Source organism: Pseudomonas sp. M5A4_2d, assembly GCF_053345295.1.
Genome location: NZ_JBKEZW010000001.1, coordinates 1,312,686 through 1,331,087, shown reverse-complemented (window position 1 = coordinate 1,331,087; position 18,402 = coordinate 1,312,686). Strand labels below are relative to the sequence as shown.

At 59.4% G+C, this 18,402-nt stretch carries 20 protein-coding genes and 1 tRNA gene; 8 read left to right on the top strand and 13 right to left on the bottom strand.

Features of this window, described 5'->3' with window-relative positions; translation table 11 throughout:
- Position 1 precedes the first annotated feature (1 nt).
- The 4 genes from ACLBW8_RS06130 to ACLBW8_RS06115 are packed head-to-tail and all read right to left on the bottom strand — an operon-like array spanning position 2 to position 5,176.
- Positions 2–1,573 carry an aldehyde dehydrogenase (NADP(+)) gene (locus ACLBW8_RS06130; RefSeq protein ID WP_447804889.1) on the bottom strand — a complete coding sequence of 524 codons (1,572 nt, stop codon included), beginning with the start codon at positions 1,571–1,573 and terminating at the stop codon, positions 2–4.
- A gap of 58 nt (positions 1,574–1,631) precedes the next feature.
- Positions 1,632–2,579, bottom strand: a complete 948-nt coding sequence (locus ACLBW8_RS06125) for a dihydrodipicolinate synthase family protein (RefSeq protein ID WP_447804888.1) — start codon at positions 2,577–2,579, stop codon at positions 1,632–1,634.
- A 32-nt stretch (positions 2,580–2,611) separates the two neighbouring features.
- Complete coding sequence (locus ACLBW8_RS06120) at positions 2,612–3,538, bottom strand: 4-hydroxyproline epimerase (RefSeq protein ID WP_447804887.1); 927 nt, start codon at positions 3,536–3,538, stop codon at positions 2,612–2,614.
- A gap of 12 nt (positions 3,539–3,550) precedes the next feature.
- Positions 3,551–5,176: an APC family permease gene (locus tag ACLBW8_RS06115; protein ID WP_447804886.1), complete on the bottom strand. Its 1,626-nt coding sequence runs from the start codon at positions 5,174–5,176 to the stop codon at positions 3,551–3,553.
- A 186-nt stretch (positions 5,177–5,362) separates the two neighbouring features.
- Here ACLBW8_RS06115 and ACLBW8_RS06110 point away from each other — a divergent pair, with 186 nt between their 5' ends.
- Both ACLBW8_RS06110 and treS read left to right on the top strand, forming a co-directional pair.
- The gene (locus tag ACLBW8_RS06110) at positions 5,363–6,121 is read left to right on the top strand and encodes a helix-turn-helix domain-containing protein (protein ID WP_447804885.1); all 759 of its coding nucleotides are present in this window, start codon (positions 5,363–5,365) and stop codon (positions 6,119–6,121) included.
- An 86-nt stretch (positions 6,122–6,207) separates the two neighbouring features.
- A complete protein-coding gene (gene treS / locus ACLBW8_RS06105) occupies positions 6,208–8,274 on the top strand; it encodes a maltose alpha-D-glucosyltransferase (RefSeq protein WP_447804884.1) in 2,067 nt (688 codons plus the stop codon).
- A 92-nt stretch (positions 8,275–8,366) separates the two neighbouring features.
- Here treS and ACLBW8_RS06100 read toward each other — a convergent pair whose 3' ends face one another.
- Positions 8,367–8,978, bottom strand: coding sequence for a cysteine hydrolase family protein (locus tag ACLBW8_RS06100; protein ID WP_447804883.1), 612 nt, complete (start codon positions 8,976–8,978; stop codon positions 8,367–8,369).
- A 171-nt stretch (positions 8,979–9,149) separates the two neighbouring features.
- Here ACLBW8_RS06100 and ACLBW8_RS06095 point away from each other — a divergent pair, with 171 nt between their 5' ends.
- Positions 9,150–10,007, top strand: coding sequence for an alpha/beta hydrolase family protein (locus ACLBW8_RS06095; RefSeq protein ID WP_447804882.1), 858 nt, complete (start codon positions 9,150–9,152; stop codon positions 10,005–10,007).
- A gap of 357 nt (positions 10,008–10,364) precedes the next feature.
- Positions 10,365–10,706 carry a hypothetical protein gene (locus tag ACLBW8_RS06090; RefSeq protein ID WP_447804881.1) on the top strand — a complete coding sequence of 114 codons (342 nt, stop codon included), beginning with the start codon at positions 10,365–10,367 and terminating at the stop codon, positions 10,704–10,706.
- A 94-nt stretch (positions 10,707–10,800) separates the two neighbouring features.
- Here the strand turns inward: ACLBW8_RS06090 and ACLBW8_RS06085 are convergent, their stop codons facing one another.
- Positions 10,801–11,058: a hypothetical protein gene (locus ACLBW8_RS06085; protein ID WP_447804880.1), complete on the bottom strand. Its 258-nt coding sequence runs from the start codon at positions 11,056–11,058 to the stop codon at positions 10,801–10,803.
- A 253-nt stretch (positions 11,059–11,311) separates the two neighbouring features.
- On the opposite strand from ACLBW8_RS06085, the gene ACLBW8_RS06080 reads away from it, so the two are divergent.
- Positions 11,312–12,505, top strand: coding sequence for an acyltransferase family protein (locus ACLBW8_RS06080; RefSeq protein WP_447804879.1), 1,194 nt, complete (start codon positions 11,312–11,314; stop codon positions 12,503–12,505).
- Positions 12,506–12,746: 241 nt separating this feature from the next.
- On the opposite strand, the gene ACLBW8_RS06075 is transcribed toward ACLBW8_RS06080, so the two are convergent.
- The 4 genes from ACLBW8_RS06075 to ACLBW8_RS06060 form a co-directional block, all read right to left on the bottom strand.
- Positions 12,747–13,025 carry a hypothetical protein gene (locus tag ACLBW8_RS06075; RefSeq protein WP_447804878.1) on the bottom strand — a complete coding sequence of 93 codons (279 nt, stop codon included), beginning with the start codon at positions 13,023–13,025 and terminating at the stop codon, positions 12,747–12,749.
- A 174-nt stretch (positions 13,026–13,199) separates the two neighbouring features.
- Positions 13,200–13,880 (bottom strand): SOS response-associated peptidase family protein, encoded by a 681-nt coding sequence (locus tag ACLBW8_RS06070; RefSeq protein WP_447804877.1) that lies wholly within the window; start codon positions 13,878–13,880, stop codon positions 13,200–13,202.
- A 120-nt stretch (positions 13,881–14,000) separates the two neighbouring features.
- Complete coding sequence (locus ACLBW8_RS06065) at positions 14,001–14,477, bottom strand: YkgB family protein (RefSeq protein ID WP_128589300.1); 477 nt, start codon at positions 14,475–14,477, stop codon at positions 14,001–14,003.
- A 341-nt stretch (positions 14,478–14,818) separates the two neighbouring features.
- Positions 14,819–14,905: transfer RNA gene (locus ACLBW8_RS06060), tRNA-Leu, on the bottom strand.
- Between the two features lie 261 nt (positions 14,906–15,166).
- Between ACLBW8_RS06060 and ACLBW8_RS06055 the strand changes: the two genes are divergently transcribed.
- Positions 15,167–15,301, top strand: coding sequence for a hypothetical protein (locus ACLBW8_RS06055; protein WP_447805025.1), 135 nt, complete (start codon positions 15,167–15,169; stop codon positions 15,299–15,301).
- Positions 15,302–15,310: 9 nt separating this feature from the next.
- Here ACLBW8_RS06055 and ACLBW8_RS06050 read toward each other — a convergent pair whose 3' ends face one another.
- The gene (locus ACLBW8_RS06050) at positions 15,311–15,592 is read right to left on the bottom strand and encodes a hypothetical protein (protein WP_447804876.1); all 282 of its coding nucleotides are present in this window, start codon (positions 15,590–15,592) and stop codon (positions 15,311–15,313) included.
- 183 nt (positions 15,593–15,775) lie between these two features.
- On the opposite strand from ACLBW8_RS06050, the gene ACLBW8_RS06045 reads away from it, so the two are divergent.
- Complete coding sequence (locus ACLBW8_RS06045; RefSeq protein WP_447804875.1) at positions 15,776–16,234, top strand: GFA family protein; 459 nt, start codon at positions 15,776–15,778, stop codon at positions 16,232–16,234.
- Positions 16,235–16,236: 2 nt separating this feature from the next.
- On the opposite strand, the gene ACLBW8_RS06040 is transcribed toward ACLBW8_RS06045, so the two are convergent.
- A complete protein-coding gene (locus tag ACLBW8_RS06040; RefSeq protein WP_447804874.1) occupies positions 16,237–16,764 on the bottom strand; it encodes a DinB family protein in 528 nt (175 codons plus the stop codon).
- Positions 16,765–16,886: 122 nt separating this feature from the next.
- Between ACLBW8_RS06040 and ACLBW8_RS06035 the strand changes: the two genes are divergently transcribed.
- On the top strand, positions 16,887–17,579 hold the full coding sequence (locus ACLBW8_RS06035; protein ID WP_447804873.1) for a DUF533 domain-containing protein: 693 nt from the start codon (positions 16,887–16,889) through the stop codon (positions 17,577–17,579).
- On the opposite strand, the gene ACLBW8_RS06030 is transcribed toward ACLBW8_RS06035, so the two are convergent.
- Positions 17,576–18,397 carry a hypothetical protein gene (locus ACLBW8_RS06030; RefSeq protein WP_262664796.1) on the bottom strand — a complete coding sequence of 274 codons (822 nt, stop codon included), beginning with the start codon at positions 18,395–18,397 and terminating at the stop codon, positions 17,576–17,578. The genes ACLBW8_RS06035 and ACLBW8_RS06030 overlap by 4 nt on opposite strands.
- Positions 18,398–18,402 lie beyond the last annotated feature (5 nt).

Below are 18,402 nucleotides of genomic sequence, written 5' to 3'. Positions count from 1 at the left end.
CCTAAGCCTCTCTCTGGCCATTGAGCAACCGCCGCAACAGCAGCGGGTTGCCGTGTTGCAGGGCGCTCGGCAGCAAACTGTCCGGGACATCCTGGTAGCACACCGGGCGCAGGAATCGCAGGATCGCCGCCGTGCCAACCGAAGTGCTGCGTGAATCGGACGTCGCGGGGAAGGGGCCGCCATGAACCATGGCGTCGCAGACTTCCACGCCCGTCGGCCAGCCGTTGACCAGCAGGCGACCGGCCTTGCGCTCCAGAACAGGGAGCAAAGCTTTGGCCCGTGCAAGGTCATCTTCATCCAGATGCAACGTGGCGGTCAGTTGGCCTTCCAGGTGCTCGGAAACCTGGTGTACTTCCTCATCGTTGGCGCACACCACCACCAGGGAGGTCGCGCCGAACACTTCCGCTTGCAGCTGTTCCTGGGTTAAAAACGCGTCGGCCCGGGTGATGAACACCTGTGCCTGGCCTTGGTTGGGACCTTCGGCCGCCAAGCCTTTTGCGGCGATCTGGGCGTGTTCTGCCAGTGCGCTCACGCCGGCGGAGTAGGCACTGAAAATGCCGGGCGTCAGCATGGTCTGCGCCGCACAGCCTGGGAGCCGTTCGCTCACGGTGGTCACGAAGCGGTCCAGTGCCGCGCCGGCGATCGCTATCACCAGACCAGGATTCGTACAGAACTGCCCGGCGCCTTGGGTCAACGACGCCACAAAGCCCTCAGCCAAGCTTTGTGCGCGCGCCTCCAGGGCGGCAGGAAACAGGTACACCGGGTTGATCGAGCTCATTTCCGCATACACCGGAATCGGCTCCGGCCGGGCCTGTGCGGCCTGGGTCAGCGCGATACCGCCGCTGCGCGAGCCGGTAAAGCCGACGGCCTTGATACGCGGGTCGGTGACCAACGCAATGCCCACTTCGCGGCCTGAACCGTACAGCAGCGAAAACACACCTTCCGGCAGACCACAGTCTTTGACCGCCTTGGCCACTGCGCGCCCGACCAGCTCACTGGTGCCGGGATGAGCCCCGTGGGCCTTGACGATCACCGGGCAACCGGCCGCGAATGCGGAGGCGGTATCTCCGCCCGCTACCGAGAACGCCAGCGGGAAATTACTCGCGCCAAACACGGCCACTGGCCCCAGCGGTATATGCCGTTGACGAAGGTCCGCACGCGGCAGTGGCTGCCGTTCAGGCTGCGCGGTGTCCACGCGCACATCCAGCCATTCGCCGGCGCGCACGGTACGGGAAAAGGTTCGCAACTGCCCGCACGTACGGCCGCGTTCGCCCTGAATGCGTGGGCGTGGCAGGCCGGTTTCGGCCACGGCGCGTTCGATCAACGTATCGCCGAGGGCTTCAATATTGTCCGCAATGGCTTCAAGAAACGCGGCGCGATCCGCCAGTGAGGTTTCCCGGTAAGTGTCGAAAGCCGCCCACGCCAGCGCGCACGCCTGCTCAACGTGCTCGCCATGGCCGCCGGCGTAGGCAGGTTCCAATGGCGTGCCGGTCGCGGGGTTGATGGCCCGGATCGCTTCGCGATTGCCGGAAATTGCGCGCTGACCGATCAGCATCTTGCCCGTCAAAGTCATGGGGTCGTCCTGGTAAAAAGGGGTTGGCCGCTGTGGGCGCCACAGCGGCGCGAAGCGATCAGTCGATGTTCTGTTCAGCCGACCAGTTGCTGTACCACTGGCGGAACAGCGCGTACTGGTTCTCGGCGTAGTGCCGCTGGGCATCGCTGAGCGTGTCGGTTTGGTTGAAGTGCAGGGCGTAGCCCTGGTCACCGTTGAGCACCATCAAGTGCTTGTAATACAGCACCAGATCGCAGCCTTCATCGAAGGACGACAGCACGGCCAGCGCGGCTTCCAGTTCACGGGCCAGGCGTCGGGCCTTGGCGTCGCCTTTGGCTGCCTGCTTGCTCAGGGCAACCAGTTGCAGCACTTCCCGTGGCAAGGCGTTGCCGATGCCAGTGATAGCGCCGGTGGCGTTGCAGTTGACGAAACCGTGCACCACTTGGGTGTCGACGCCGACCATCAGGGTCACGTTATCGTCCTGGGAGGTGATGTTTTCCGCCGCGTAGCGCAGGTCGGCAGCGCCGCCGAATTCCTTGAAGCCGATCAGGTTCGGGTGTTCGCGGCGCAGTTCGAAAAACAGCTCGGCGCGGGTGGCGAAGCCGTAGTACGGGCTGTTGTAGATCACCGCCGGCAGGTTGGGCGCGGCCTTGAGGATGGCCGAGAAGTGCGCTTTTTGCGCCGTTGCAGACGCACCACGGGACAGCACACGCGGGATCACCATCAAGCCATGGGCACCGACGTTGGCCGCATGGGCTGCGTGTGCCACCGCCTCACGGCTGTTCACCGCGCCGGTGCCGACGATGGTCGGCACACCGGCGGCAACCAGGCGGGCCACACCTTCCTGGCGCTCGGCTTCGGTCAATAGCGGCCAATCACCCATGGAACCGCAATACACCACGGCGCTCATGCCGATATCAACCAGCTCGCGGCCCTTGGCAACCAGAGCGTCGAAGTCCGGCTTGCGCTCGGCGGTGCACGGGGTCATCAGCGCGGGGATGCAACCGGTGAAGATGTTGTCGCTCATTGTTCTAACTCCTTGGACTATAGATCGGGGGCTCAGATGCCCCAGGCGAAAGGGTCTTGCTCGTCGATCAGCAGGGTGCTGTCGGCGGTCATGTACGCGCGGCCGGTGATGAAGGGGCGAATGCGCTCGCCATCCCATTCATAACGGGCTTCGAATTGGCTGCCGGTGAAGCTGGCTTGTACCCACGGCGCGCCGGGGGCGAGTTTTCCATCGGCGGCCAGGCACGCGAGTTTGGCGCTGGTGCCGGTGCCGCATGGCGAGCGGTCGTAGGCCTTGCCGGGGCACATCACAAAGTTGCGGCTGTCGGCATGGGCGTCGTCGGCGAACAGCTCGATATGGTCGATCAGCGCGCCCTCTGCCCCGTGAATGCCTTGAGTCTCCAGGGCCTTGAGCATCGCCCAGGTGTAGTCGGTGAGGGCGTCGACATTGTCCATTTGCAGCGTTTGGCCATGCTCCGACACCAGGAAAAACCAGTTGCCGCCCCAGGCGATATCGCCATAGACCGTCCCATGGCCAGGCACGTCTACCGGCACCTGCTGGCGATAGCGGTAGGCGGGCACATTGCGCAGGGTCACGGCGCCGTCTTCGTGCAAGGTGGCTGCAACGGGGCCGACCGGCGTGTCGATGGTGTGCACGCCAGGCTCGATGCGCCCCAGGTGGTGCAAGGAGGCGACCAGGCCGAGGGTGCCGTGGCCGCACATGCCGAGGTAGCCGGCGTTATTGAAAAAGATCACCCCGCACGTAGCCCCCGGCGTGACCGGCTCGCAGTACAGCGCGCCGACCAGTACGTCATTGCCGCGCGGTTCCAGCAGGCAGGCGCGCCGCCATTGATCGTGCTCGGTGCGCAGGTTGTCGAGCTTGGCGGCGATGGTGCTGCCCGTAAGCTCAGGAAAACCGGTCATGACCAGGCGCGTGGGTTCGCCGCCGGTGTGGGAGTCGATAACGTGCAGCCGTTTCATAAGACGCTCCATTCAGTTTGTGGCCGGGGACAGGGAGGCGTTGTGGTGAGGCTCGCTGACGGCCTCGCTTTCGTCGTCTTCATGTTCCAGGCGCACGAGGTGCGCAGGCACGCCGGTGGCGGCGCCCCAGTAATAAATACCCAAGGCGCAGACCGCGACCACCAGCGTGTCAAACGGGTGGCTGATCACCCCGATACCGCCGAAACTGCCGAGCTTGGACAGCAGGATGGTCACCGCGTAGAAGCCGATCAGCCATGCCGACGAGCGCACTTGTTGCTTGAGGTTCAGGTGCGCAGTCGGCACCCAGCGCGCGCACAGCAGGTACACCCCAAACATGAGGATTTGCAGGCCAAGCAGCCATGACACGGTGCTCCAGCCCGACCAGTAGACGATCAGTGCCGCAATGATGAACGACAGCGGACCCAGCACCGCCATGCCCTTGACCCGGAACGGCCGCGCCATGCCCGGTGCATTGCGGCGCAACGCAGCCACGGTGACGGGGGCGACGGCGTAACTGAGGATCAGCGCTGCGGACACCACATTAATCAGTGCTTCCCAGGACGGGAACGGCAGGGTCCAGAACACCGACAGGCCAAAGGTCAGCCACAACGCCGGGCGCGGGATGCCGGATTTTTCATCGATACGCGTGAAGAGCTTGAAGAACGTACCGGTCTGCGCCCAGCCATACACCACGCGCGGGGTGGCGTTCATGTAGATATTGCCGCAGCCGCTGGGGGAGATCACTGCATCGGCCACCACCAGATAGGCCAGCCAACCCACGCCCAAGGCCAGGGCGATATCGCGATACGGCAGCGCCAGTTCCTTGCTGATGCCGGCCCAGCCGTCGGCGAGCATCTCGGTGGGCACGCCCCCAAGGAACGCGGTTTGCAGCAGCACATAAATGGCCGTCGACAGCAGCACCGACAGAATCAGCGCGATCGGAATGGTGCGTTGCGGGTTCTTCACTTCACTGGCCACCGAGATGATCGGCGTCAGGCCCAGGTAGGCAAAAATCACCCCGCCGGCCGACACCGCCATTTCAATGCCCGACAAGCCGAACGGCGCAAAACCCTGTACCTGAAAGTTCGCCGGTTTGAAGAAGGTGAACAGCACGCCGATCACCAGCAGCGGCACGATGAACTTGAACACGCTCACCAGGTTATTGGCGATGGCGAAGGTCTTCACGCTGCGGTAGTTGAGGATAAAGAACAGGCACAGCAGGGCGAACTGCACCAGCCAGCCCAGGGTGGTCGGGTCGCTGGAGCCGACCTTGGTCAGCTCGGGAAACCAGGCCGCGGCGTATTGGCGCGAGGCGACCACTTCAATCGCCACCAGGCTTGAGAACGCGATCAGCGTGATAAAACCCATCAAGTAGCCCAGCAGCGGGCCATGGGAGTACACCGGGTAACGCACTACGCCACCGGCACGGGGCAGGGCGGCGCCGAGTTCGCAATACACGATGCCTAGCAGCAGCACGGCGAAACCGCCGATCAACCAGGAAATAATCCCGGCAGGCCCGGCGATCGCGGACACGTGGCTGGCCGCGAACAACCAGCCCGAACCAAAGATGGCGCCCAGCCCGATAAAGGTGAGGTCCATCAGTGAAAGTTGTTTCTTGAACTTGCCTTGAGCAGACATGGCGGCGCCTTCTTGTGAGTTATTGGATAGGCATGCAGTGGCGCTATCGTGAACCCATGAACGTGGCGGCGATTGATGTTTTGCACGGTGATGGATGACGAATTCAGCACAATTTACCGTGCTCGACAGTGCCTCGCAGATGGCGCAATCTGCCTGGCGTCGACGAATAAATGAGCAATCAAAGCCATGGTGCAGAGCGCATTTGCGGCCCTTTTCCAGGGGGCTCGCCCCCACAGCATCGAACAGCTATTGGCCGGAGCGGCGCAGCTATTGCCCCTGCTGGACGTGATCCCCAATGCCGCGATTTTCATCAAGGACATCGACGCCCGCTACCTGCTCGCCAACCGTACCCTGGTGCAACGCTGTGGCCTCAAACAGCTGCAACCGTTGCTCGGCAAGACCAGCGCCGAGGTGTTCCCCGCACAGCTGGGGCCGGGTTACACCGAGCAGGACCGGCGCGTGCTGGAGCAGGGGTTCGTGCTTGAAGATCAGCTTGAACTGCATCTCTACGGCAGCCGTGAACCGGGCTGGTGCCTGACCCATAAATGGCCGCTGTATAACCATGTCGGGCAGATCATCGGCCTGGCCGGTATTTCGGTTGACCTCCAGTCCGCCAGTGAAACGCACCCGGCGTACCAGCGTCTGGCCGCTGTGGATGAGCACATCCGCCAGCATTTCAACCGGCGCGTCACCCTTGGCGAACTGACGCGAATCGCCGGGATTTCCGTGGCGCAGCTGGAACGCTATTGCAAACGCGTGTTCCACCTGACGCCACGGCAGATGATCCAAAAAGTGCGTCTGGAGCATGCGCATCGGTTACTGCACACCGACATGCCCATCACCGACGTGGCGTTGCACTGCGGGTACACCGACCACAGTGCATTCACCCGCCAGTTCAAGGCGTTGACCGGGTTTACGCCACGGCAATATCGCCAGCTGGAGTAGTTGCGCGCATTGCGATGCAACGAATCGCCCCCGTCGCCCCTCCTATGCTTACGAGTAACCTTTTCACGAACACAGGTATTGGGCTTATGACGGCGGCTGACAACGATCATGTGAACTGGCTGGTGCAACAATCGATGCTCAACGCGGCGCGCCAACGGGCCAAGCTCTATTCGGGCCAGGGGCGGTTGTGGCAGCAGCCGTATGCGCATACTCGGCCCCGTGATGCCACCGCCTTGTCGTCGGTGTGGTTTACCGCGTACCCGGCGTCGATTGTGACCCGTGAGCATGGCACGGTGCTTGAGGCGCTTGGGGATGAAAGCCTGTGGCATGCGTTGTCGAAGATCGGCATCCAGGGCATTCACAATGGCCCGCTGAAAAAATCCGGCGGGCTTTCCGGCACACGGCATACCCCGACCATCGACGGTAATTTCGACCGCATCAGTTTTGACATCGACCCGCAACTGGGCACCGAGGCACAGTTGCAGGCGTTGACGCGCATGGCCGCCGCGCACAATGCGGTGATCATTGACGACGTGATTCCTTCCCATACCGGCAAGGGCGCCGATTTTCGCCTGGCCGAGATGGCGTATGAGGACTATCCCGGCCTGTACCACATGGTGGAAATCCGCGAAGAGGACTGGCCGCTGCTACCCGAAGTAGCCGAGGGCCGTGATGCGCAGAACCTCAGCCCGCTGCAAGTGGATGCGCTGCGCGACAAGCATTACATCGTCGGCCAGTTGCAGCGGGTGATCTTCTTCGAGCCCGGCGTAAAGGAAACCGACTGGAGCGCAACACCAGTGGTTATGGGCGTGGATGGCAAGCCGCGTCGCTGGGTTTACCTGCATTACTTCAAGGAAGGCCAACCGTCGCTGAACTGGCTGGACCCGTCGTTTGCGGCGCAGCAGATGATCATCGGCGACGCCCTGCATGCGATTGATGTGATGGGCGCCAAGATCCTGCGCCTCGACGCCAACGGTTTCCTCGGCGTGGAGCGCAAGTTGGATGGCACCGCCTGGTCGGAGAGCCATCCGCTGTCCATCACCGGCAACCAGCTATTGGGCGGGGCGATCCGGAAGGCGGGTGGGTTCAGCTTTCAAGAGCTGAACCTCACCGTGGACGATATTGCGGCCATGTCCCATGGCGGCGCCGATCTTTCCTATGACTTCATCACCCGGCCGGCTTATCAGCATGCGTTGCTGATGGGCGACACCGAGTTTCTGCGCCTGATGTTGCGTGAGATGCACAGCCAGGGGATCGACCCCGGTTCGCTCATCCATGCCTTGCAGAATCATGATGAGTTGACCCTGGAACTGGTGCACTTCTGGACCTTGCACGCCCACGACAGCTACCTCTATCAAGGCCAGACCTTCCCCGGCAATATCCTGCGCGAGCATATTCGCGAGCAGATGTATGAGCGCCTCGCCGGCGACCATGCGCCCTATAACCTCAAGTTCGTCACCAATGGTGTGTCTTGCACCACCGCGAGCATTATCACCGCCGCCCTTGGCATTCGTGACCTGGAGGCGATTACACCGGCCGATGTCCAGCAGATCCGGCAGATCCATTTGCTGTTGGTGATGTACAACGCCATGCAGCCCGGGGTGTTTGCCTTGTCCGGCTGGGATTTGGTGGGGGCGTTGCCGTTGGCGGCCGATGAGGTTGCGCACTTGATGGGCGATGGGGACACCCGCTGGATCCATCGAGGTGCCTATGACCTGGTGGACTTGAACCCGGATGCCGAGCTGTCCGCAGGGCAAATGCCGCGCTCTAAAACCTTGTATGGCAGCCTCAACAGCCAATTGCAGGACCCGGAGTCATTTGCCTCACAGCTGCAGAAGATCCTCGCGGTGCGCAATGCCTACGGTATCGCCGCCAGCCGCCAGATTCTGGTGCCGGATGTCGAGCATCCGGGGTTGCTGATCATGGTTCACGAGCTGCCGGCAGGGAAGGGCACGCAAATCACTGCGCTTAACTTCGGCGCCACACCGATCACTGAAACCCTGCATTTGCCGGACATCGCGCCGGGGCCCGTGGTGGACATCATCAATGAGCGGGTTGAAGGCGATCTCACCGCCGAGGGTGATTTCACCATCACGCTGGATGCCTACGAAGGCCTGGCGCTGCGGGTGGTCAGCCATTCACCGATGCTTTAGGGGCCCCGAAGGCGCTTATTGACTCGTCGATGAACGCCCCAACGCCCGATGCGCTGCATCGGGCGTTGGGGCGCAACAGGTGTAAACCTATTTCAGGACTGCACAGCGTTCAACGCTTGCAGAAACTGGGTGTGTTTCAGCGTCTGCGAAAACATCGGTAGGGTGAAGTTCTCGGCGGCGTGTTGGTGCTCCTGACTGAAGGTCGCGGTGCAGTCGGTCAAGGTGACGACGTCGTAACCCTTTTCATAACCTGATCGAACCGTGCCTTCGACACAGCAGTTAGTCAGAAAGCCCGCGACAACCAGGTTCTGGATGCCATTGTTACGCAATACCAGGTCCAGGCCGGTGGTGGCAAAAGCGTCCAGCCCGCGTTTGCCCTCTACCACGATATCGGCAGGTTCACACTTCAGCGCGTCGCTGATCTCGGCGCCCCAGCTGCCCGCGCGAAAGGCGCTGCCGTCTGCCACGCCTCTGAGAATCCCGTAGGAGCGGTTCGTCAGCTCGGGGTAGCCCTCGGCAAATTGGATCGGCATGTGAATGATCTTCACGCCCAGCTTGCGTGCCTGTTGGAGGGTGGCCGCGGTGTTCGCCAGCATGTCGGTTTGGTGCATGACGTCTTTGACGGCGTCGTGAAAGACTCCGCCTGGGGTGGTGAAATCGTTCTGGAACTCAATTAAAACCAGCGCGGTCTTGGTCGGGTTCATCGTGATTCTCCGATAGGTGGGTGTTTGCACGGCTGTGCGATGGCACAACAGTTATAGGCTTTTAATCCTGGAGGAGGGGCGTTTACGAACAGCTTCCGTCACGAGATCGCAATTGGGTGCTGGCAAAGTGGCGCCAACGCTACTCGGCTGTACCCTTTCCAGGATTGAATCATGCTTCGATACATAGGTGTTTTGTTGGGACTGTGTGTACTGTTGCCCCGTTTGACGCTGGCTGAGCCTGCAGGTTTTGCAACACAGGACATTACCTTCACCAGTGCGGGTATTTCACTGGCCGGCACAGCCTTCTTGCCCGAGCATCCTAAGGCTGGCGTCGTGCTGGTGCACGGTTCTGGCCAGGAAAAGCGCATGACAAACTTCGCGACGCTGTTGGCCGGGCGGGGGATCGCAGTGTTGACCTATGACAAGCGCGGTGTCGGGCAATCCGGTGGCGTTTATGCGGGCCCGGAGGTCGGCACCAACAACCTTGATGCGTCCAACCTGACGGTGTTGGCGGGTGATGCGAACGCCGCCGTTGCGGCCTTATCCAGCACGCTGGCGGCCAGTCGGTTACCGATTGGGCTGGTCGGCTTCAGCCAGGCTGGCTGGATCATTCCCATCGCAGCAGAACACAACCCCGGCGTGCGTTTCATGGTGTTGTTCAGCGGGCCCCTGCTCACGACACGTGAGCAACTGCGGTTTCAGTTCCTGACGCAGGGCAAAGCGGACTTCTGGAATAACCACAGCGAAACCGACGTACGTAAACATATCGCGCAAGACCCTGACCGCTACCCGTTTGCCGACACCGACCCCCGCGACTCGCTTGCCAGGGTTTCGATTCCGGGGCTCTGGTTATTGGGGGGCAGGGACCTGCAAACCCCGGCGTTCCTGGCGATGGAACGGCTGGACGCAATGAGCGCCAAGGGCCAGGCATTCGAATATCGGCTCTATCCCGAGTTGGGGCACAACGTGTCGCCCGGTGGCGCCGGCCAATCGGTTGAGGACGCGCTTCAATGGCTCAGCTTGCGGTAGGCCTGATGTTCAACTGACAAGCCTCGCTTGCATAAGCGCGTCGTAGGAGTGGCGTTGTGAGGTCGGGGTGAAAATTTTGTAGCACCCGACGTGTGCCTTGAGCAGCGCGATGTAGAGGTATGGCCATACCTGCTCTTGCCGCTATAGCGGCGGCCTTGGAAGGGCGGATTTACAGTTCAATAACAGTTCAGTAAGTGCAGGGCTGAAACGTTTCGCTCAGAATCTGCTGCCCGTCCGCGCAGGGCGCACGAAAGATCACCCGGTGCCAGGCCGCCAGGCGGGCAGCTTTTTTTCTTGGTCGAGTGCGGCGAATGTTGAGCTCGGGCTACTTGTTCAGTTCGCTCAAAGGGGCAGAGGTTGAAAGCGTTTAAGGGATACAGCACGGCATTGTTGACGTTGGTCATATCGACCATGGTTGTAGCTGATGAATTGCCAGATGGCCCGTTACTCCAGCGCTTTGGTGCGGCCATCAATGAGCTGCCTAAACCGGCATCGCCCCCAGAGGCGAAGCCGGTGCCCCGTGAATTACACATCGAGGGGCAAGAGGCGCTTAACCACCCTGGTACTCCTGTCAGGCGTGAGTCCGAAAAAACCGGAAATCCAAGTATCGACAATATGCAGGCACGTGATAGAGATGCCTGCAGGAGGGTGCAAGCGGCGGCATTATGGCAGGGCAAAGGTCTGTTTAATTGCGAGTAAAAGGGCGCTACTGAGATCATGGCGTCACCTGCTGGATGTGGGGTTCAGCCTATTTGCGCATTCTCATCCAGCGCTCTTCTGGCGTTTCGCGTTGCTATCCAATCGTTCCATCTGGGCGGCCGACACCCGGTTCCTTGAAGGCCTCAATGCCTTCCGCGAATTTCGCGTCTCGCACTTCCAGCTCCTTTTTTCGCTGCATCCCGTTGTATCCGCCGTGATTCAAACACTTGAAAGTAAAGCAACACGGCGCAGCCACAAAGTTGAGCGTTTTGCTCGTTTTTCCCGGCGCCAAGGGAACTTCGCTTTGCGTGTGTGTCGGCGCCATAGCCTTCAGCCGTTCACCCTGCTTCATCCGCTTATCGGCGCGTTCAACTATCGGCGCAATGGGCATGCTTGAAAACAGACAGGGTTCTTGCGTCACCAACTTGGTTTATTAGTGCGGCAGCCACCTGTTTAAAAGATGATGTCGGATATGCGGGGCTTCAATGATTGTCAATGGGATAATTTGACAAAATTAAGCCCCTGGCGCGAGTGTTCTTTTAAAGAAGTACTATCTGCTTGGTTGGGGGCATGTTAATGTGCCGCCAAAATCAAGGATGATTGCAATGGACGCATTATTAGTAATGCATGCTCCAGAAGTCTGGATGCTCATGCTGTTTATTTTTCCTTTCGTTTTCCTACCGATGTTTTTCCTGTCGAGGCGAGTGACATCGCTCGTTCCAGAAGGCCACGCCAACACAAAGTGGATTGACGGATTGCGCGGTGTGGCTGCCGCTTGTGTGGCTTTGAACCATGCCCCGTTTATCTTGGGCAGCCTGGTGATCATGCCAAAGGTTTTCTACATTTCGGCTGACGGCGCGTCGGCCCCAATCCTTTTTGGCGCTTTGGGTGTACAGATTTTCTTCTGTATAACAGGATTGCTGTTCACTGGAAAAATTCTTTCCAATAAACCGATTGACTGGACTGACTTCTTTACAAAGCGCGTTCGCAGGATTGTTCCGGCTTATCTTGTGGCAGTCACTGTTGCGTTAATGGTTGCTGCTTGGTTTTCATGGCCGATTACTCAGGACATGGGAGCTATTGTTAGATCCCTTCCCGGTATCTATGCTTTCGGGTTGTTGCCGATACCTACTGTAAACGGGTTTGATCTTGTAAAGTTGATAGGGGTAGCCTGGACGCTGGCGGTAGAGTGGCGTTTCTATCTTGTGCTTCCTCTTCTCTATATTGCCGCCAGGAAAAATAGAAACCTTACATTTGCACTGATTACAGCGTTTGCTGTTTCAGATCTATGCTTTAGCAATGCAAGCACGTGGTCATTTTTTATTCCTGGCGCTTTTTGCTCGTTAATAGCAACTAAGAAATTTAGTATTAATTTGCGTGTGGCTGCGGGACTGATAGCACTGGCTGCCGTCGCTTTTATCTTCTATCGCGCAGGAGAAAAGGCGGTTTACGGCCTGGAGCAGTGGATCTGCGTGTCGGTGCTATTTGTGGGGCTAACCATTTCACGCCCAGCGATATTGACGGCACGTACGTTGGTTGCCATGGGGAGCGTGAGCTACAGCTTTTACTTGCTCCACTGCATGATCCTGTCCCTTGTCTTCGGTATCACCCAGCATTATTTTATCGATGTTGGTTCCCTATCGATCGTAAGCTTTGCGCTCCTTGCGGGCGCAACACTGAGCCTGTCATCAATCATTGCTACCGCGTCTTACGTGTTTATCGAGCATCGGTATATGCACAAGCCGGCTTCAACAAATAACGTGTCACAACCAGCAGTCGTACAGCCTGTAATGCCCTGAACATCACTGAAAAAGTCGAATTTTAGTGCTCCCTATGGGTGATGGTAGATTGATGCTTAGGCGATCATGAGGGGTATTGACTACAATCAAAAAGAGTTTCAGGGCTAGGCTTATCGAACCTGCTTCTATGCCCCCCGCTGCGGGCATGCCAGGCGTATGTCAGGGCTGTGGCTCGCTGACCTGCATTTTAGGGCGGAAAAATTAGCACGCAGTGGCGGTTTTTCACTTCGCGCCGAATGCCTTAGGGCGCGCTTCTAAAATCCACCAGCTCAATCCGGGGACGCACTTCGTCTAATGTGAGTTTTCGAGCGTCATATACAAAATACAGATAGCCCTGCTTTTTTACATTGAGATAGCTTTTTATCGCGTCAATGTCGTCGTACGCAGACAACGCCTCAATAACACGATTGCAGTACGGTTCAGCGGACGACTTGGTGCCTTCTATCGCGGCATATCCAAAGCGTCTGACGGAGTCTGCTGCGTTAAAAATATTTTCGTCTTGCTTAAAAATTCGGGTCATAACCAATCCTTGTCAGTTGGAAAATTTCCATTCGCGAGCGATCTGAAGCCGCCTCAACCTAGCACGTCTTCATGGGGTGGTGAACGTTGAGTCTTAGACAGTGATTAGCCGCAACCCCTCAGTACATGGGCGATGCATCGTCCTAACGGTATTGCTGCATTAGTCGGGTGAACACTAAAGCAATGGCTTGATCCGCTGCGGCCCCTGGTTCCTGACATTCCCTACTGCCTTGTCCACCTTGAACCATTCGAAGGCCTCTGAGGGTTCGCCCTGGTGCAGCACCATCTGCTCGGCGCGCGCCTTTGGCGTGGCCGGGTCCAGCCATTCGCGCGCGAGTTCCGGTGTCAGCACCACCGGCCGGCGGTCGTGAATGTCGACCATACCGCCAGCACTGTCGGCGGTGATAATCACAAAGCCGTCATGTTCGCTCGGACCTTCATCGGCATCCGGCAGTTGGCCAATGGACGCACACAGGACCGGGCAGCCATCCCGTCTACGGATCAGGTAAGGCTGTTTCTTCGGCCCACCTTCATCTACCCACTCAAACCAATTGTCGATAGGCGTAATTGCCCGGTGTGGCCAGATCGCCCGGAAGAACGGGCTGAGTGCGACCTTCTCGACGCGCGCGTTGATTGGCGTGGCGCGGTCCTTGGCCCAATGCGGCCGCCATCCCCATCGCACCGGATCGGCCAGCAGCAACTCGCCCTGGACGTGCAGCAGGGCTACCTGGGTTGTCGGCGCCACGTTGTAGTGCTCGATCGGCTGGTCACCCACGCTGCTCGCCAAAGCATTGGGCATGCCAAGCGCGGCAACGAAGTCGTGAATGCCCCGGTACTGTGAAAGTCTTCCGCACATGGCCCAGCCCTCAGTCGCTTTGAGCTTAGACAATCGTGGTCGGACGGGGCCTCATTTCATTTACGACTGCCGCAATTTCTTAGCGTGGTACTTACTCACGATGGCCAGTGTGGCAACAAGCTATTTGGCGCATGTCGTCAGTTGTTGCGCCGCGTTCTTGAGCAGCACCAACGAACCGGCCATCAACACCAGATCCTTGATCAGAAAAGAGCTGGCGCCGCCCATGGCCGGGAAACCACCCGCCGAAGCCTCCCAGCCGCCCGGAGTAGTCAGGAGCAGACTGGCGGTTGTCAGGTAGGTCACGGAGGAGGCGGCGGCGGCAATCAGCGCGATCCTTGGCGACCATGCACCGATGGCCAGGCCCAGGCCGATAGTCCATTCAGCTGCGCCTAGCGCATAACTTGCGCCCTGAGTGCCAAATACACCGTACATCCAGGAAAGGAGGGGGCTGTGACTGATCAGCGGGATCAATGCCTGGGCTTCGTAATCAAACCATTTCGTGTAGCCAAACATAAGGAATATCAAGACCAGCACCCAGCGCATGAACTCGACTTCAAACGGCTGGCGGAGAAAACGGGAATACATTGAAGAAGGCATGGGATTTCCTTTAGGTCAGTGAGCGTTGTAGACCTAGAGTTCGCTAAAAGCGCTGCGTTACAGATTTTGTAAGCGTTTTGAAAAGAAATTATGAAAGGGGGATTTACGGCCGGCCAGCATGCCCACCAAACCTTAATGGGCATGCGCCGCGAAATGATTGGCCAGAGCTGGACCAGTAAGCTGGACCGTGGCCCGTTATTTAAGATATTCCAGCACCATGAGGATTTGGTGTTTGTTCGGCAGGACGCCGTGGAGAAACCGCTGCGAAGCGGGCTGTGGAATTGCGGAGCGGAAAAGATAAGGGCCTGCATGAAGTTCATCATGCAAGCCCTTGATATCTATGGTGCCCGAACCCGGAATCGAACCGGGACGCCCTTACGAGCGGGGGATTTTAAGTCCCATGCGTCTACCAGTTTCGCCATTCGGGCGGCAGCGCGTTGCAGCAGGGTTGGGAATATATAGACCCAAGCGTTTGGATGCAAGGTTGAAAGCTCGTTTCTTGCACTGATGCAAAGCTGAAAAAGCTTGTCAGATCAGTGATCTACACGGGTAGCCCGGCTTTATGGCGAGGTGTTTCGCACCTCACGTGTTGGCGATAAGTGACGCGCGCTTGATCCGCCGGCATCACAACGGGCTGGCCGTCGCAGCCAGCAACCGTTCAGCGATCCTGGAGTCTCAAGTTGGATGATGTGGAGGCGCTTCTGCTTCAGGTCAGCAACGCGGGAGTGATGATGCCCGTGACGAAAATGCCATGGGGCAATACTTCCGCGTTGCTTCAGGATCCTGATGGGAACCTGGTGATTATCTTTTCAGCACCTGAGTGAGTCTAGCAATCAAACAAATGGCTGCCCGCTGAACCCGCGTGGCAAACGCTGCAATCCGGGCAGGTCGGTCAGGCGTTGTGTCCATGCACTGCGCCAGTCACTGGCGGTATGGGGCTTGGCTTTGCGCGCGGTGCGGCGGGCGGCATTGCGTTGGGTACGACGCGCTTCTTTGTAGGCGTCGGTATTACGGCAGGTACGGCATTTGACTCGGTTCAGCTCGGTGCTGGAAGGGAGGTCGGTGCTGTGGTGGCCGCAGGCCAAATGCCCGGCGACCTTGAAGTGAGTGACCATGTAAGCATCTCCTTCTTATGGGGGAGCGCGCATCCCAAAAGCAGCGGTTGCGCGCAAGCGGGGCGGGGCAGTAACCCCGTCGCCTTATAGTTACGACCCCATGTGCGGCGCAGCGTTCGGTTTTGCCCTTACGCGGGTTTACGTTAGCCTGTCAGACCAAAAAACATAAAAAAGGAATGAATGATGAGCGTCGAAAACCTGCCGCTGGAAGGCAGTTGCCGCTGTAACCGGGTGCGTTTCAGCATCAGCCTGCCAACCGTTATCACCATGGCGTGCCACTGCAGCGGTTGCCAGAAAATGACCTCCAGCGCGTTCTCCCTCAGCGCCCTGATTCCCGCGGCCGGCTTCACCGTCACCCAGGGCTGCCCGGTTATCGGCGGCTTGCACGGTGTGGACCGTCACTATTGCTGCCCGCATTGCATGAGTTGGCTGTTTACACGCCCCCATGGCATCGACGAGTTTGTCAACGTGCGTGCGACCTTGCTGGATAACGCCCGCGACTACGTGCCGTTCATGGAAACCTGGACCTGTGAAAAACTGCCTTGGGCCACCACGCCTGCCGTCGAAAGCTTTGCGCGATTGCCCGAGCCGCAAGACTTTCCACGCTTGATGCAGGCCTACGCCGCGTTCAGCGCCGGCTGAAATCAGTCAATCAGTGCCAGCAGGTCCGTATCGCCGACATCCACACCCGCCTGGGTCAGCAGCGTCGTTGCCTGGCCCCGGTGGTGGGTCTGGTGATTGAAAAAATGCACGAGCAAGCTGAAGAACGGTTTGTTCGCCGCCATACCGCGCATGTTGTGGTAGTGCAGGCGATGATCCAGGTCGGGCTCGCGAAGGCTGTGTGCCCAATCAATGATCAGTTGATCCAGCCAGGCGCGACGGTCCGACAGTTCGCGAAGCGTGCCGAAGGCCACCTGCTTCAAATCCACAGGCATGGCCAGGCTACTTAGCGGCGCCAGGGCCGCAAAGCCTGCCGGGTGCTGGGCAAACCGCTTGAGCCAGACCGTATCGCCTAATGTCAGGTGATTCAGCGTGCCAAGGATCGAGCCGAAAAATGCGTGTCGGTCCGCCGCCAACTGCGTTTCTGTCAGCGTGCTCGCGGCGTCATACAGCTTGCGGTTCATCCACTGGTTGTAGTTGGCCATCAACGCAATGTGCTCGATGCGGTTCACAGGTGTGCTCTCTTGGCGGGATGACCCCATCATAAAGCGTGCCCGCCCGGCGGTCATGGTGTTCCCGCCGGAGCGGTCTATGGTTGATGAACGCCACTACTACGCTCCGGGAGAGCAACACGATGAACACCAGCGATCTACTCGAACAACTGCTACGCGCCGGGCAGTCAGGCGGCACCTCCTCAGGCGGCGGCCTGGGTGGGCTGTTGGGTGGCTTATTGAAAGGTAACAACACCGGCAATGCCCCCGCCAGCGGTGGTCTGGGTGGGTTGCTCGGAGGGCTTGGCGGTTTGTTGGGCGGTGCGCCCGCCAGCGGTACGACGCAAGCACGTGCCGGTGGGATGAACTACGCAGCGCTGGCATCCCTGGGGATGGCGGCTTTTCAGGCATACCAGGCTTGGCAGCGCCAACAGGCAACCGCCCCGCAGCAAGCCTTCCAGACGGTCGACCAACTTCAAGGCCCGGAAGCCGAGGCCCACAGCCATGCGCTATTACGAGCCCTGATCGCCGCAGCCAAGGCGGATGGCAAGATCGACGATCAGGAACAACAGATGATTTCTGCCGAGATCGGCCGCCATACCGATGACCCACAGTTGCAACAGTGGCTCGACGCCGAAGTCGCCAAGCCACTGAGTGCAGCCGATTTTGCCGAGTATGCCCATGACCCCGCGCTGGCGTCGGAGATCTACCTGGCCAGCGTAATGCTGGTCAATGATCAGCAGGCCGCGGAGCGCACCTACCTGGACGAACTGGCGGGGCAGTTGCAACTTGACCCACAGTTGCAACTGCACCTGGAGCAGCAGGCCAAACCTTAGAAGCGCACGGTCGCGCCGGTGGTCAACCACTGGTTGCGGTCCCCGGTCAGGCTTTGCCCGACGACCACGTCCACGTCGACCAGCTTGCCAACATGGAACCGCGGCCCGGCCTGCCAGGCCTGGTCGCCGCCTTCCTGGCCATAGCGCTCACCGATCAGCGTCAGTGCATCCGCCACCTGATACTCGAAGCCGGTGCCCCAGGTCAGGCGATGGTTTTGCTCGCCGCCGTTATAGGCATGTGTCCAGCCACCGTTGAGGTTCAGGCGCAGTGCTTGAATGGGTTGCCAGGTCAACGGCACATTCAAGTCCGCACCGTCGAACGCATGTTGGCGGTCCAGCGCAAAATGGCTGGTGGCAGACACTGCTATCTGCAGCCCCAAGTCTTCTTGTGACCACACCTGCGCCTTTACTTGCGGGCTGACCTGGGTCTCGGCATCGCCTGCATTGCTGGCGCGCGACAGTGCGGCGCTCCATTGCACATAGGGCAGTGAGCTGAACGTGCAGGCCGGGTTCAGGGTTTGGCTATGGATGTTGCCCTGGTGGCGATCGGCTGTGTACCAGGCGTCAACATTGCATTCGCCCGGCTCGTTAACCGCACCGTCGTCGACTACATAGGCGCCGCCGGCCGCCTGGGCTTTCGAGAACAGGGCGGTCAGCAAAATAAGGCCCAGGGTTGTGCCAATAAAGATCAGGTTACGTTGCAGCGCGCGGCGCTTGGCCGGTGGCAACAGCAACAGGGTCTGGCGGGCTCCGCGGTAATGACGCGCGCGATATTTGGCAAACCCGTCCGCGTGTTGAGGGGTGTGTTTTTTGTGCATGATGC

Bases quoted from the DNA above. Each gene is read 5' to 3' on its own strand.
- ACLBW8_RS06070 (WP_447804877.1), bottom strand. From the start codon at position 13,880: ATGTGCGGAAGACTTTCACAGTACCGGGGCATTCACGACTTCGTTGCC.
- ACLBW8_RS06050 (WP_447804876.1), bottom strand. From the start codon at position 15,592: ATGGTCACTCACTTCAAGGTCGCCGGGCATTTGGCCTGCGGCCACCAC.
- ACLBW8_RS06080 (WP_447804879.1), top strand. From the start codon at position 11,312: ATGGACGCATTATTAGTAATGCATGCTCCAGAAGTCTGGATGCTCATG.
- ACLBW8_RS06125 (WP_447804888.1), bottom strand. From the start codon at position 2,579: ATGAGCGACAACATCTTCACCGGTTGCATCCCCGCGCTGATGACCCCG.
- ACLBW8_RS06035 (WP_447804873.1), top strand. From the start codon at position 16,887: ATGAACACCAGCGATCTACTCGAACAACTGCTACGCGCCGGGCAGTCA.
- ACLBW8_RS06130 (WP_447804889.1), bottom strand. From the start codon at position 1,573: ATGACTTTGACGGGCAAGATGCTGATCGGTCAGCGCGCAATTTCCGGC.
- ACLBW8_RS06045 (WP_447804875.1), top strand. From the start codon at position 15,776: ATGAGCGTCGAAAACCTGCCGCTGGAAGGCAGTTGCCGCTGTAACCGG.
- ACLBW8_RS06065 (WP_128589300.1), bottom strand. From the start codon at position 14,477: ATGCCTTCTTCAATGTATTCCCGTTTTCTCCGCCAGCCGTTTGAAGTC.
- ACLBW8_RS06110 (WP_447804885.1), top strand. From the start codon at position 5,363: ATGGTGCAGAGCGCATTTGCGGCCCTTTTCCAGGGGGCTCGCCCCCAC.
- ACLBW8_RS06095 (WP_447804882.1), top strand. From the start codon at position 9,150: ATGCTTCGATACATAGGTGTTTTGTTGGGACTGTGTGTACTGTTGCCC.
- ACLBW8_RS06075 (WP_447804878.1), bottom strand. From the start codon at position 13,025: ATGACCCGAATTTTTAAGCAAGACGAAAATATTTTTAACGCAGCAGAC.
- treS (WP_447804884.1), top strand. From the start codon at position 6,208: ATGACGGCGGCTGACAACGATCATGTGAACTGGCTGGTGCAACAATCG.
- ACLBW8_RS06085 (WP_447804880.1), bottom strand. From the start codon at position 11,058: ATGAAGCAGGGTGAACGGCTGAAGGCTATGGCGCCGACACACACGCAA.
- ACLBW8_RS06030 (WP_262664796.1), bottom strand. From the start codon at position 18,397: ATGCACAAAAAACACACCCCTCAACACGCGGACGGGTTTGCCAAATAT.
- ACLBW8_RS06115 (WP_447804886.1), bottom strand. From the start codon at position 5,176: ATGTCTGCTCAAGGCAAGTTCAAGAAACAACTTTCACTGATGGACCTC.
- ACLBW8_RS06120 (WP_447804887.1), bottom strand. From the start codon at position 3,538: ATGAAACGGCTGCACGTTATCGACTCCCACACCGGCGGCGAACCCACG.
- ACLBW8_RS06100 (WP_447804883.1), bottom strand. From the start codon at position 8,978: ATGAACCCGACCAAGACCGCGCTGGTTTTAATTGAGTTCCAGAACGAT.